The organism is Rhodococcus sp. R1101 (genome assembly GCF_000278445.1).
GTDB lineage: Bacteria > Actinomycetota > Actinomycetes > Mycobacteriales > Mycobacteriaceae > Rhodococcus > Rhodococcus gordoniae.
Map to the genome: position 1 here is coordinate 1 of NZ_AJVB01000078.1, position 12,033 is coordinate 12,033.

The following is a 12,033-nucleotide window of genomic DNA, read 5'->3' on the forward strand; positions in this document are numbered from 1 at the left end:
ACGCCACGGGGGCGAAGGTGTCCCGTGGTATCTGTTCCGGCAGCAGCTGCTCGTCATGGCGCTGCTGGTGGTGGCGGCGGTCATCGGCACCGTGCGGCTGTTCCTCGGCGACATCTCGGTGCTGGGAGTCACCGCGAACCTCGTCTGGGTCGTGTTCGACCTGTTCATTCTCTCGGTGGTGATCCAGGCAGCTCGCTACCGTGGACCCGAAAGCGAAGGAGATCGATGAGCCACTACGAAACCCGCCAGGTGGGAACGAGCACTGTCGTGCAACCCACCGGTCGCCTGAACATGGTTGCGGCACCGCGCCTGCGCGAGCAGTTGCGCGATCTCGTCGAGAACGGATCCCACCGGCTCGTGGTCGACCTGAGCACAACCGATTTCATCGACTCCTCCGGGCTCGGCGCACTCGTCTCCGGGTTGAAGGCGGCCCGTCAGGCCGGCGGCGACCTGCGGATCGCCGCACCGACCGCCCAGGTACAGAGCGTGCTCGCGCTCACCCGGCTCGACCGGGTGCTGACGACACACGATTCCGCGGATGTGGCCTTCGATGGCGACTGACCGGTCACCCGAAGCGCCACCGGCCGAGGGCCCCTCGGGGCGGTGGGAGCTGTCCGCCACGACGAGTGAAGGCACCCTCGACCGGATCATGGATCTGGTCGCCGAGATGTTCGCCGCCGAGGAGCTCGACGATTCGGATCGCATGCAGTTCGAGATCGCGGTCGCCGAGATCGGCGCGAACATCATCGAGCATGCCGGCCGGGGAGACGCGGTCTCGGTGGCGCTGACCCTGGAACTCCATCCGGATCGTCTCGAGGCCGTGTTCGTCGACGACGGCGCCCCGGCCCGGGTGGATCTACGTTCGGTCGAGCTCCCCGACGCACTCGCCGAACGCGGCCGAGGGCTCGCCATCGCCCTCGCCGCGCTCGACGAACTCCGGTACCGCCGTCAGGCGGGCATCAATCGCTGGACACTCGTCTGTTATCGATCCGAGGGGTCAGGGCAAGCCGACCAGTAGGTCGTCGAGCCGGGCGGGCAGGTGCCGCACCCGCACCCCGGTCGCGTGCCACAGGGCGTTGACGACCGCGGCGGCGCTGCCGACGATCCCGATCTCACCGATCCCCCGCGAACCCATCGGCGTGGCGTGCAGATCTTCGTCGTCGAGCCACTCCGCTTCGATCCCACGGATGTCCGCGTGGGTCGGCACGTGGTATTCGGACAGGTCGTGGTTGACGACGTGCCCGAAGCGCGCGTCGCGGATGCTCTCCTCGAACAAGGCCATCGAGATCCCGAACGACATCCCCCCGATGAACTGCGAACGTGCCGTCCGCGGATTGATCACCCGTCCCACGGAGAACAGGCCGAACATCCGGGGCACCCGGATCTCCCCGGTGTCGGCGTCGACGTGCACTTCGGCGAAGTGCGCGCCGAAGGACTGCGCGGTGTAGTGCTCCAGTTCGCGGTTCTCGGCTGCCGACGCGGACAGCTCCGCGCCCACCGGCGGGTCGTCACCGAAGCGCTTGCCGAATCGCTCTGCGGCCGTGACGATCGCGGTGCCCCAGGACGAGGTACCCGAGGAGCCACCGGCCACGGTGCCGTGGGGCAGCGCGCTGTCGCCGATCTCGAGGTCCACGTCCTCGGGTCGGCATCCGAGGGCGTCGGCGGCGATGAGCGTCAGCGCCGTCCACGCACCGGTGCCGAGGTCGGTCGCTCCGATGCGGACGGAGTAGCGGCCCTCCCCCAGATGCCGGATGTGTGCCTCCGAACCGGGATTGACCATGTGCGGATAGGTCGCGACCGCCACGCCGGTACCGATGAGCGTGGTGCCTCGCCGACGGGTGCCGGGTTCGCGATCCGACGGATCCCACCCGAATCGCTGTGCGCCCTCGCGGAGGCATTCGACGAGACGCCGCGACGACCACGGCTTCCCCGTCTCGGGATCGGCCTCGGGTTCGTTGCGGATGCGCAGTTCGATCGGGTCGATGCCGAGTTCGGCGGCGAGTTCGTCCATCGCGACCTCACCGGCGAACATGCCGGGGGCCTCACCGGGAGCGCGCATCCAGAAGGGCGCCGGGACGTCGAGTGTGATCGCGCGGTGGGACGTACGGACGTTGTCCACGGCATAGAGATTGCGCAACGGCACCGCCGCCTGTTCGACGAACTCGGTGACCCGGGACGACTGTGCGAACACCTCGTGCACCAGGCCGGTGACCCTGCCGTCACGGTCGGCCGCGAGCCGGACCCGCGACGCCGTCGGCGATCGGTAGCCGACATAGGCGAACATGTCCGGCCGGGAAACCGCGAACTTGACCGCCCTCCCGGGAAGGGCCCGTGCTGCCAATCCGCCGAGCACGTCGTGCGCGTGGGGGCCACCCTTCGAGCCGAATCCCCCACCGATGTACGGACAGACCACCCGCATCCGGTCGGCGTCCAGACCGAACACCGGGGCGAGGGTCCCGACAACACCGTGCGGGTGCTGCGTCGAGGTGTACAGGGTCAGGGTGTACGCGTCGGCCGTACCATTCGACGGAACCACGTCGCTCCGCCACACCGCGACGACGGTGTGCGGTTCGAGCGGGTTGTTGTGCTCCTCGGGTGTGGAATACCACTGGTCGACCACAGTGTCGGCGCGGGCGAACGCAGCGTCGACATCACCTCGCTCGGAATCGGGCTCGTAGCCGCCGTTGACCGTCTCGGGCGTGTAGGCATCGGGATGGTCGGCGCGGAAGAGGGCGTCGTGTGGTTCCTCGCTGTATTCGACCTCCAGCAGAGAACATGCCTCCCGGGCGATCTCGAGGCTCTCCGCGACGACCGCTGCGATGATCTGCCCTCGGTACAGCACGTCGGGTGTCTGCAGGACGGAGTACTCACCTTCGGCCTCGTCGGTGAGCCTCGGGGCGTTCCAGGGCGTGAGCACCTTCAGCACCCCGGGTACCGCTTCGGCGGCGGCCGTGTCGATCCGGTCGACCCGGCCCCGGGCGACGGTGGAGGTGAGCGGCACGAGGAAGACCGGATCGTCGACCGGGTGCTCGTAGGCGTACGGCGCCGTCCCGGCGACCTTCGCCGGTCCGTCGATTCGCGCGGTGGAGCGTCCGCCCGCTCGGATCGGCTCGGGGCTCATGCGGATTCACCTCGTTCCCGTCGTTCGTCGAGTTCGCGCAGGGTCGCCACCACGGTTCGGCGCAGCAACGGGATCTTGTAGGCGTTGCCGTCGAGGGGGCTCGCGCCGGCGAGTTCGGCCTCGGCCGCGGCGGCGAAGACCTCGCCGGAGGGCTGCTGCCCGAGAAGTGCGGCTTCCGCCCGATGCGCCCGCCACGGACGGTGCGCCACCCCTCCGAACGCGAGGCGGCAACCGGTGATCGTCCCGTCCGCCACGGTCATCTCGGCCGCCACCGAGACCAGCGCGAAGGCGTAGGACGCACGGTCGCGCACCTTGCGGTAGGTGGACAGCGAACTCTGCGATGCCGGGATCCGCACGCCGACGACGAGGTCGTCGCGTTCGAGCACGGTGTCGCGCTCGGGAGTGTCGCCGGGAAGCCGGTAGAAGTCCTCCACCGCGATCGCACGTTCACCGTCCGGGCCGAGGACGAGGACTTCGGCGTCGAGTGCGAGCAGGGCGACCGCCATGTCGGACGGGTGGGTGGCCACACAGTGCTCCGATGCACCGAGTATCGCGTGGTAGCGGGTATATCCGCCGATGGCGGAGCAACCGGTGCCGGGTTCGCGCTTGTTGCAGGGGGTGGTCACATCCCGGAAGTACGAGCAACGCGTGCGCTGGAGCAGGTTGCCGCCGGTGGTCGCGGTGTTCCGGAGTTGGGGCGAGGCACCGGACAGCAGTGCGCGCGACAGCATCGGATAGTTGCGCCGCACGAACGGATGGGCGGCGAGGTCGCTGTTGCGGACGTTGGCACCCACCCGGATTCCTCCGTCCGCCGACTCCGCGACGGTGTCGAGAGGCAGATGCGAGACGTCGACGAGGAGATCGGGGGTCGCGACGCCGAGTTTGAGATGGTCGACCAGATTCGTTCCGCCCGCGAGGAAGACCGCGCTCGGGGTCTCGTGCACGACGGCGACCGCAGCGGCGGGATCGGCCGGTCGCTCGTACCGGAGGGAGCTCACCGTGTGTCCTCCCTACCGACTCGGCTGTCTCCGCTCGCGACGGTGCGGATCGCCGCGACGATGTTGGGATAGGCGGCGCAGCGGCACAGATTGCCGCTCATGCGTTCGCGAATCTCGTCGTCGTCGAGGTCCGGCGCGTGCTCGAGGTCCGCCGTGACGTGGCTCGGTGCCCCGTCGGCGAATTCGTCGAGCATCCCCACAGCGGAGCAGATCTGGCCGGGTGTGCAGTAGCCGCACTGGAAGGCGTCGTCCTCGATGAACTGCGCCTGGATCGGGTGCAGTTCCCCGTCGGCGAGTCCGGCGGCGGTGACGATCTCGGCGCCGTCGTGCGAGACGGCGAGGGCAAGGCACGAGAGGGCGCGACGGCCGTCGATCAGCACGGTGCATGCTCCGCACTGACCGAGATCGCAGCCCTTCTTCGGGGAGGTGATCCCGAGGCGGGCGCGCAGCGCGTCGAGCACGGTGGTGCGGACATCGATCGGGACGCGACGCTCCACCCCGTCGACGTGAAGAACGATGTCGAGATCGGGCCGGTGGCCGGTATCGGTTCTCGTGTCCCCGGTTGTCATGGGCAAACCTCCGAACGGTGGGCTGTGTTCGGGGCATTCCCGCTGCAGGCCGCATCGAACCGTCGAGAACACGACGCGCCGAACTTCCGGCGATACGACGGACCCCGCAGAGACGCGGACACCCGCGGTGCCGGGGACCTGGGGAGTCTCCGGCACCGCGGGTGTCGGGGTCGGTCGGCCCGCCGGAGGGCGGACGTTCCGATCAGGCGTTCGCGAGCACCTTGGGGGCGTCGGCGAGTGCAGCGACGACCGCAGCGACCTGCTGCGCGGTCTCGGCGTGCTCCTTGGCGTGGACGCCGGAGAACTTACCGAAGGTCTCACCGACGGACAGCGAACCGCCGTCGACGATCGTGCCGCCGGCGATTCCGACGGTCTTGACCGTGTCCTCGAGGGCCCACTTCGCGGCGTTCCGGCTGGGCGACTGACTGACGACGGCGACGGGCTTGCCGTTCAGCGCGCCGGCCCCGTAGGGACGGGACAGCCAGTCGACGGCGTTCTTGAGCACCGCGGAGACGGTGCCGTTGTACTCGGGCGTGACGATCAGCAGGGCATCGGCGTCGGCGGCAGCGTCACGCAGGGCCACGGCAGCAGCGGGAGCCGCATCGCCGTCGAGGTCCTCGTTGTAGAAGGGAACATCGGCGAGGCCCTCGTAGAGGGTCACCTCGACGTTCTCGGCGGCGGTCTCGGCGGCGGTCTCGGCGAGCTGGCGGGAGACGGAGCCGTCGCGCAGGCTGCCGACGAGGGCGAGAACTCGGGTCATGGGAACATCCTCGGGTCGAAGTGGTTGACTACGCAATGTTAAACGGACTGCGGTCCGCTTTATTCCCCGCCCCGCTAGTGTGTGACCTTGTGAACACCCGCCCCCTCCCGCACGCGGACGGTCGAGCACTGCCCTTGGCGAACGATCGGGTGCTGCCCCTGGCGGAGGAGCAACTCTCCGAACGGGGTGACGCTGCGCGCAACCGGTCCCGCCTCCTCGACGCCGCCACCCTGCTCGTCGCCGAACGCGGCGTCGACGCCGTGACGATGGATGCCGTCGCGGCGCGTGCCGGGGTCGGTAAGGGCACCGTCTTCCGCAGGTTCGGTTCCCGCGCCGGCCTCGTCCGCGCACTGCTCGACCACAGCGAGCGCGAGTTCCAGCACGGTTTCCTGTTCGGCCCACCCCCGCTCGGTCCGGACGCCGAACCCCTCGACCGGCTGATCGCCTTCGGCCGTGCCCGCATCGAACTCGTCGAGGTACAGGGCGAACTTCTCCGCGCAGCCGAGGCCGCCGGGGATTCTCACTACTCCGCCCCCGCCCACCTGGTCTCGCTCGCCCACGTCGACGCCCTGCTGCGCGCCGCCGACGTCGGCGGCGACACCCGATTGCTGGCGACCTCGCTGGTGGCGTCACTCGAGGCGACGCTCGTGCTCCACCAGTGGCGCGAACTCGGCTACCCGCTGCGCCGACTCGCCGACAACTGGGCCGAACTGGCACACCGCGTCGTCACGGGCCGAGGTAGCCGCAGATCCGGGTCGAGCGCCGTACCGTAACGGCATGTCTCGTACATTCCGGGTATGCGCGCTGATCTGTCTGGCTGCCGTGGCCGCCGCGTGCAGCACCGAGCCGGATCCGGCCGGCAACTCCGCAGACGACCTCACCGGTCGCACCTTCGTGTCGACGAACGTGACGGGCACCCGGATCCCCGGCGACGGACCGCTGGTGGTCGCGTTCCCGGAGGACGGACGCATCTCGGCGACCGCCGGATGCAATCGCTTCGTCGGCGGCGTGGACCTGTCCGACGGCACGGTGAAGACATCGGACCTCGCGAGCACGATGATGGCCTGCCCACCCGAGCGAGAGAGCGCCGACGCCTGGCTCACCGCCCTGTTCGGAGCGGAACCCCGCTGGTCGCTCGACGGGAACTCCGTCACCCTGACCGGCGACGACATCACCGTCTCCCTCGAGGACGAGAAGGTCGTCGACCCCGACCGTCCGATCGCCGGCACCGAATGGGTCGTGACGTCGCTGCGCACCGCCGACGCCGTGACCACCTCGACGGCACTGGAGAACGCTGCGCCGACGCTCGTGTTCTCCGAGGACGGCACCGTCACCGGCAACACGGGTTGCAACGAGTTCGGCGGCACCGCGGAAGTCGGTGACGACGTCGTCCTGTTCGAACCGCTCACCATGACCCGCGCCGCCTGTGCCGACCCCGAAGTCACCGCCATCGAGACACATATCCTCGAGGTGCTCGCAGGTGAGACCACCTACAGCATCGAGGGTTCGTCGATGACGCTCACCGCGCCGAACGGCACCGACGGACTGGAGTTCACGGCCCGCTGATCCGTTCTCGGTACCGTGAGACGCATGCCGGGAGCAGTCCGCATCGTCGCCGTCCTCGCTCTGGGGGCGGTGCTGTCCGGATGCGGAATCGGAGGTTCGCCGTCCGATCCGATCGGCCGACGCTACGTCTCCACCGAGGTCACGGGTCGGCCGATCCCCGGGGGCGGCCCGCTGGAATTGTCGTTCCCCGCCCGGGAGCGGCTCGCCGCATCCGCCGGATGCAACCGGTTCACCGGCACCGCCGACCTGTCCGGAGGACGGATCCGAGCCGGAACCCTGGCGTCCACGAGGATGGCGTGCCCACCCCCGCGCGACGGCGCCGACGACTGGGTGCGGACGCTGTTCGCGAGCACACCCCGATGGACGCTCGACGGGGAGGCCCTCACCCTGACCACCGGATCGGTGACCGTCACGCTCACCGAACGCACGAACGGGCGCTGAGACGCGCCTCAGTAGCGCTCGACCAGCCACCGCGCGAGTGCCTGCGCGCTGCGGTCGACCTGCTTCGGCCACTCGAGCGCGGAGTCGTCGGCCCGATCGCTCACGTGTTTGACGAGCCGGCACCGCGCGCCCATGCGGCAGGCGGCGTAGGCGATCGCGAAACCTTCCATGTCCACCAGATCGGCGCGGGCGGCGAGCGCGTCGCGGACCTGCGCGTCCGAGACGAACGAATCGCCCGTCGCGAGCACGCTGCCGTCGCCGTCGTCGATCTCGACGACGTCCTGCACCGGATGACCGAGGCTCTTCAGGATCTCGCTGCTGATGTCGTGGTTGAGCACGGCGGACGGGAGGAACAACCCCGAGTGGTGGGTGCGCAACGCGCCGGCGGTCCCGATGTTCACGACGAGCGGACGTGCGTCGGCCGGATACGCCGCGAGCGCCGCCGTGACGGCGACCGCCGCGTCCACCTTGCCGATCCCGGTGATCACCGTCTCGTAGTGCTCCGGCACGTGCGCCGCCTCGGCGCGGGTTGCGGACACGACGAGGATCCCGTTCACGTACTGCCTCCGAGTTCGAGGGTCGCGAGTGCCGCCCGGTGCAGCTCCCGCCCGTACCCGGCACCGTATCCCGCGGCATGGACCGCCAGTGGATGCAGCTGGTGCACGGGCACCCGCCGCTCCCACCCGACGCGCAGCGGATGAGCCGAATCGTAGCCTTCGACGACCCGGCCCAGATGCGGGCAGCCGAAGAGCACGAGCATCGCCGGATCCGTTTCGCGGTGGCCGCCGTGCGCGGCGGGATCGATCAGGACGACTCCCTCTGGGGACCACAGCACGTTGCCGTTCCACAGATCTCCGTGCAGCCGCGCGGGTGGATCGTCGTCGTCGAAGGCTCCCGCCGCGACGAGATCGCAGGCGGCGGCGATGTCGCGGCACTGCCGGACGGTGACGCTCCCGGCGTCGACCGCGATGCGCAGGAAGGGCAGCACCCGTTCGGTGACGTAGAACGAGCCCCAGGTGTCGTGCACGATGCGGCTCATGGGACGGCGCCCGATGAAAAGCTGCCCGTCGTAACCGTCGGGTGCCGCGCCGAAGCCTGCTGCACCGGCGTCGTGCATCCGGGCGAGTGCCGCACCGAAGTTCCGGGCGGCCTCGGCGGAGGGAGCCGCCTCGACGACCCGGTCCAGTTCGATGTGATGCTCGCCCACCGACCGCACGGCCGCCACCGGAACACCGGTCTCGGCGAGCCACGCAAGACCGGCCGCCTCGGCACGGAAGAAATCCGGGTGCGCGTGCGGATCGTGTTTGCGGAAGAGCTCTCCGGTGCTCACGCCGAACAGTCTGCCCGACCGCATTCTTCGCGTCCGCCCTCTTCGCTGTTGTATCGCAGCAGTAACACGGGAACGCTAGTGTCGTGCAGATGACGAACCTTCGCGATCGGATCATCGAAGAACTCGGGGTGAAGCCCTCCATCGACCCACGCGCCGAAATCGACGCGCGGGTGCAGTTTCTCGCCGACTACCTCCGAAGCACTCCCGCGAAGGGATTCGTGCTCGGCATCAGCGGCGGGCAGGACAGCACGCTCGCCGGCAAGCTCTCGCAGCTCGCGGCGGAGAAGCTCCGCGCCGAGGGCCACACGGCGGAGTTCGTCGCGGTCCGCCTGCCCTACGGCAAGCAGGCCGACGAGCACGACGCCCTCGTCGCACTGGAATTCATCGGCGCCGACCGCACGCTGGGCGTCGACGTCAAGCCCGGCGCCGACGCGACGGCCTCGGAGGCGGCCCGCGCGCTGTACGGCACCGAGACGCGTCTGCGCGACTTCGTGCGCGGCAACATCAAGGCGCGCGAGCGCATGATGATCCAGTACGCGATCGCCGGCGAACTCGGCCACATCGTCGTCGGCACCGATCACGCCGCCGAGGCGGTGACCGGCTTCTACACCAAGTACGGCGACGGCGGCGTCGACATCACTCCCCTGTCCGGTCTGACGAAGCGGCAGGGCGCGGCGCTGCTGCGCGAGCTCCGGGCGCCCGAGAGCACCTGGGTCAAGATCCCCACCGCCGACCTCGAGGACGACCGCCCCGCGCTGCCCGACGAGGAAGCGCTCGGCATGACCTACAGCGAGATCGACGACTACCTCGAAGGCAAGGACGTCACCGACGACCTCGCCGAGCGGCTCGAGGCGAAGTTCCTCGACACGCGGCACAAGCGCACGATGCCCGTGGCGCCCTTCGATACCTGGTGGCGCAACGGTTAACCACCCGCGAAGGGCGGCAGGACGTCCACTCGGGACCCGGCCGGGCGGCCGAGGTCCCGGGTGAGTTCGCCCGTACCGCCGTCGCCGGGCTCGAGCAGGAAGGCGGCCACCGACAGGACGCGCTCCATGCCGGGTCCGTAGCGGTCGACGAGGACGGCGCGCAGCGCGCCGAGATCGGCGTCCACCGGCAGGTCGATCGTGTCCTTCTCCCGTCCGGCCGCGTCCGCCGCCGCGGCGAAGTACCGCACCTCGATCCCGGTCGTCACCTCAGCCACCGATAGCTCCCATGCTCCGCTGCGGCGGCGCGAAGTCCGCCGCGTCCATGCCGTGTCCGGCCCACTTGTTCCACATTGCCCCACGCCACACCGCGGCGAGTTCGTCGTCGGTGGCGCCGCCCCGCAGGGCCGCGCGCAGGTCGGTCTCCCGGTCGCTGAACAGGCAGGACCGGACCGTTCCCTCGGCCGTGAGGCGCGTACGGTCGCAGTCGCCGCAGAACGAACGGGTGACCGATGCGATGATCCCGACGGTCGCCGGGCCGCCGTCGACGAGCCAGCGTTCGGCCGGCGCGGACGGATCCTCCCGTTCGGTCTCGGTGAGCGCGAACCGCTGCCCGAGCACGTCGAGCAACTGCTGGGCCGGCACCATCTGCGAGCGCGCCCAGTTCTGATCGGCGTCGAGGGGCATCTGCTCGATGAACCGCAGTTCCACGCCCTCGTCGAGGCACCACGCGAGCAGGTCGGCCGCGCCCTCGAGGGTCTCCGGCATCAGGACGGCGTTGACCTTGACCCGTCCCAGTCCGGCGGCCACCGCGGCGCGGATGCCGTCGAGCACCGAATCGAGCCGGTCGCGGCGCGTGAGCCGCGCGAAGTGCTCGCGGTCGATGGTGTCGAGGGAGATGTTCACCCGGGTCAGTCCGGCGTCCGCCAGCGCCCGTGCACGATGCCGGAGACCGACCGCGTTGGTGGTTAGTGCGATCGGCAGGCCCGGCGTCTGCTCCGCGCATCCGGCGACGATGTCCTCGAGATCGCGGCGCATGAGCGGTTCCCCACCGGTGAAGCGCACCTCGTGGACCCCGAGCCGACCGGTGGCGATGCCTACCAGACGCACGATCTCGGCGCTCGTGAGCAGTTTGTCGCGGGGGATCTCGGGAAGTCCCTCGGCGGGCATGCAGTAGGTGCAGCGCAGCGAGCACTTCTCGGTGAGGGATACCCGCAGGTCGCGGGCGATGCGACCGAAACGGTCGAGAAGCTCGGGCACGTCGGGCCGATCGGACACGTCGTCTGCGCGATCGCGCACGACCGGGATGCCCATGTCCACCGCTGTCATACGACCATCGCTTTCATACAGCCCAGTATGCCTACAACCTATGGTCGTGACACCGCATCGGGACAGACGGGGCACACGCGGCGCATCGTCGACGGTGGGGCACGCCACTCGTGTGCCTAGGATGGCGGCATGACGAGCGGCAGGCGGTCCGTGGAGGAACACGAACAGCACGTGGCGGAGTTGCTCGGCCCGTTGCGGGAGAAGAGCCCGCTGCGGGTGCCGCTCGCCCACGCACTGCACCGCACACTCGCGGAGGACATCGAGTCCCCGCTGGACCTGCCGCCCTTCCGCAACTCCCAGATGGACGGTTACGCCGTACGCGCGCACGACCTCGCGTCGATCCCCACGGATCTGCCCGTGCAGGGAGTAGTAGCCGCGGGCGACACCGTCGCGGTGCTCGAACCGGGTCACGCGCTGAAGATCATGACGGGCGCACCCGTCCCGGACGGCGCCGACGCCGTCGTCCCGGTCGAGGACACCCGCTCCCCCGACCCGGACACCGTCACCGTCGAGCGCAGCGTGACGCCCGGAACCTACGTGCGTGAAGCGGGCACCGACATCCGCAAGGGCGATCTGCTGCTCCCCGCCGGCACGGTCCTCGCCGCCCGTCACATCGCCGCGCTCGCCGCCGTCGGTCTCACCTCGATCCCCGTCCGTGCACGGCCGCGGGTCGCGATCATCTCGACCGGCAGCGAACTCGTCACGGCCGGGAGCGAACTCGGCCCCGGCCAGATCTTCAATTCCAACGGGCCTGCGCTGGCCGCGAGCGCGACGGCCAACGGCGCGGATGTCGTGACCATCGACCATTGCCACGACGATCCCGAGGAGTTCGTGACGATGCTCCGACACGCCGTGGGTGTCGCCGACGTCGTGTTCACCTCGGGTGGGGTGTCGAAGGGCGACTTCGAGGTCGTGAAGGACACGCTCGGGCCTCGGGGCGGGCAGTTCGTGTCGGTGGCGATGCAGCCGGGCGGACCCCAGGGCACCGCGGTGGTC

15 protein-coding genes and 1 pseudogene are annotated in these 12,033 nt (G+C 69.8%); 8 read left to right on the forward strand and 8 right to left on the reverse strand.

Annotated features, from left to right (window positions below; translation table 11 throughout):
- The 3 genes and pseudogenes from R1101_RS26145 to R1101_RS0108050 form a co-directional block, all read left to right on the forward strand.
- A pseudogene (locus R1101_RS26145) lies at positions 1–229 on the forward strand (cellulose synthase); the annotation flags it as partial.
- Positions 226–561, forward strand: a complete 336-nt coding sequence (locus tag R1101_RS0108045) for an STAS domain-containing protein (protein WP_026003014.1) — start codon at positions 226–228, stop codon at positions 559–561. The pseudogene R1101_RS26145 and the gene R1101_RS0108045, both read left to right, overlap by 4 nt.
- Positions 551–1,018 (forward strand): ATP-binding protein, encoded by a 468-nt coding sequence (locus tag R1101_RS0108050; RefSeq protein ID WP_016932929.1) that lies wholly within the window; start codon positions 551–553, stop codon positions 1,016–1,018. The genes R1101_RS0108045 and R1101_RS0108050 overlap by 11 nt, the downstream gene beginning before the upstream one ends.
- Here R1101_RS0108050 and R1101_RS0108055 read toward each other — a convergent pair.
- The 4 genes from R1101_RS0108055 to R1101_RS0108070 form a co-directional block, all read right to left on the reverse strand.
- A complete protein-coding gene (locus R1101_RS0108055; protein WP_016932930.1) occupies positions 998–3,121 on the reverse strand; it encodes a xanthine dehydrogenase family protein molybdopterin-binding subunit in 2,124 nt (707 codons plus the stop codon). The genes R1101_RS0108050 and R1101_RS0108055 overlap by 21 nt on opposite strands.
- Complete coding sequence (locus R1101_RS0108060) at positions 3,118–4,119, reverse strand: FAD binding domain-containing protein (RefSeq protein WP_016932931.1); 1,002 nt, start codon at positions 4,117–4,119, stop codon at positions 3,118–3,120. Before R1101_RS0108060 ends, R1101_RS0108055 begins: the two co-directional genes overlap by 4 nt.
- Complete coding sequence (locus tag R1101_RS0108065) at positions 4,116–4,688, reverse strand: 2Fe-2S iron-sulfur cluster-binding protein (RefSeq protein ID WP_016932932.1); 573 nt, start codon at positions 4,686–4,688, stop codon at positions 4,116–4,118. The genes R1101_RS0108060 and R1101_RS0108065 overlap by 4 nt, the downstream gene beginning before the upstream one ends.
- A 202-nt stretch (positions 4,689–4,890) precedes the next feature.
- Positions 4,891–5,448 carry an NAD(P)H-dependent oxidoreductase gene (locus tag R1101_RS0108070; protein WP_016932933.1) on the reverse strand — a complete coding sequence of 186 codons (558 nt, stop codon included), beginning with the start codon at positions 5,446–5,448 and terminating at the stop codon, positions 4,891–4,893.
- A gap of 89 nt (positions 5,449–5,537) precedes the next feature.
- On the opposite strand from R1101_RS0108070, the gene R1101_RS0108075 reads away from it, so the two are divergent.
- The 3 genes from R1101_RS0108075 to R1101_RS0108085 are packed head-to-tail and all read left to right on the forward strand — an operon-like array spanning position 5,538 to position 7,455.
- Entirely contained in the window at positions 5,538–6,221 is a 684-nt protein-coding gene (locus R1101_RS0108075; RefSeq protein ID WP_026003017.1) for a TetR/AcrR family transcriptional regulator, read from the forward strand.
- Between the two features lie 4 nt (positions 6,222–6,225).
- The gene (locus R1101_RS0108080; RefSeq protein WP_026003018.1) at positions 6,226–7,014 is read left to right on the forward strand and encodes an META domain-containing protein; all 789 of its coding nucleotides are present in this window, start codon (positions 6,226–6,228) and stop codon (positions 7,012–7,014) included.
- 24 nt (positions 7,015–7,038) lie between these two features.
- Positions 7,039–7,455 (forward strand): META domain-containing protein, encoded by a 417-nt coding sequence (locus R1101_RS0108085; RefSeq protein WP_016932936.1) that lies wholly within the window; start codon positions 7,039–7,041, stop codon positions 7,453–7,455.
- An 8-nt stretch (positions 7,456–7,463) separates the two neighbouring features.
- Here R1101_RS0108085 and R1101_RS0108090 read toward each other — a convergent pair whose 3' ends face one another.
- Together R1101_RS0108090 and R1101_RS0108095 are read right to left on the reverse strand one after the other, a co-directional pair.
- On the reverse strand, positions 7,464–8,012 hold the full coding sequence (locus R1101_RS0108090; RefSeq protein ID WP_016932937.1) for a nucleosidase: 549 nt from the start codon (positions 8,010–8,012) through the stop codon (positions 7,464–7,466).
- Positions 8,009–8,809: a fructosamine kinase family protein gene (locus R1101_RS0108095; RefSeq protein WP_016932938.1), complete on the reverse strand. Its 801-nt coding sequence runs from the start codon at positions 8,807–8,809 to the stop codon at positions 8,009–8,011. The genes R1101_RS0108090 and R1101_RS0108095 overlap by 4 nt, the downstream gene beginning before the upstream one ends.
- Positions 8,810–8,874: 65 nt before the next feature.
- Here R1101_RS0108095 and nadE point away from each other — a divergent pair, with 65 nt between their 5' ends.
- Positions 8,875–9,711, forward strand: coding sequence for an ammonia-dependent NAD(+) synthetase (gene nadE / locus R1101_RS0108100; RefSeq protein WP_026003021.1), 837 nt, complete (start codon positions 8,875–8,877; stop codon positions 9,709–9,711).
- On the opposite strand, the gene R1101_RS0108105 is transcribed toward nadE, so the two are convergent.
- Together R1101_RS0108105 and moaA are read right to left on the reverse strand one after the other, a co-directional pair.
- Positions 9,708–9,986 carry a MoaD/ThiS family protein gene (locus tag R1101_RS0108105; RefSeq protein WP_026003022.1) on the reverse strand — a complete coding sequence of 93 codons (279 nt, stop codon included), beginning with the start codon at positions 9,984–9,986 and terminating at the stop codon, positions 9,708–9,710. The two genes, nadE and R1101_RS0108105, sit on opposite strands and share 4 nt — an antisense overlap.
- On the reverse strand, positions 9,979–11,037 hold the full coding sequence (gene moaA, locus R1101_RS0108110) for a GTP 3',8-cyclase MoaA (RefSeq protein ID WP_026003023.1): 1,059 nt from the start codon (positions 11,035–11,037) through the stop codon (positions 9,979–9,981). Before moaA ends, R1101_RS0108105 begins: the two co-directional genes overlap by 8 nt.
- A gap of 129 nt (positions 11,038–11,166) precedes the next feature.
- On the opposite strand from moaA, the gene R1101_RS0108115 reads away from it, so the two are divergent.
- Positions 11,167–12,033 (forward strand): molybdopterin molybdotransferase MoeA (locus tag R1101_RS0108115; RefSeq protein ID WP_016932942.1); only part of this gene is annotated, 867 nt, incomplete at its 3' end.

What these genes read in the sequence shown, in the direction of transcription:
- R1101_RS0108045 (WP_026003014.1), top strand. Translation starts at nt 226, where the DNA reads ATGAGCCACTACGAAACCCGCCAGGTGGGAACGAGCACTGTCGTGCAA.
- R1101_RS0108050 (WP_016932929.1), top strand. Translation starts at nt 551, where the DNA reads ATGGCGACTGACCGGTCACCCGAAGCGCCACCGGCCGAGGGCCCCTCG.
- R1101_RS0108055 (WP_016932930.1), bottom strand. Translation starts at nt 3,121, where the DNA reads ATGAGCCCCGAGCCGATCCGAGCGGGCGGACGCTCCACCGCGCGAATC.
- R1101_RS0108065 (WP_016932932.1), bottom strand. Translation starts at nt 4,688, where the DNA reads ATGACAACCGGGGACACGAGAACCGATACCGGCCACCGGCCCGATCTC.
- R1101_RS0108070 (WP_016932933.1), bottom strand. Translation starts at nt 5,448, where the DNA reads ATGACCCGAGTTCTCGCCCTCGTCGGCAGCCTGCGCGACGGCTCCGTC.
- R1101_RS0108080 (WP_026003018.1), top strand. Translation starts at nt 6,226, where the DNA reads ATGTCTCGTACATTCCGGGTATGCGCGCTGATCTGTCTGGCTGCCGTG.
- R1101_RS0108085 (WP_016932936.1), top strand. Translation starts at nt 7,039, where the DNA reads ATGCCGGGAGCAGTCCGCATCGTCGCCGTCCTCGCTCTGGGGGCGGTG.
- R1101_RS0108095 (WP_016932938.1), bottom strand. Translation starts at nt 8,809, where the DNA reads ATGCGGTCGGGCAGACTGTTCGGCGTGAGCACCGGAGAGCTCTTCCGC.
- nadE (WP_026003021.1), top strand. Translation starts at nt 8,875, where the DNA reads ATGACGAACCTTCGCGATCGGATCATCGAAGAACTCGGGGTGAAGCCC.
- moaA (WP_026003023.1), bottom strand. Translation starts at nt 11,037, where the DNA reads ATGACAGCGGTGGACATGGGCATCCCGGTCGTGCGCGATCGCGCAGAC.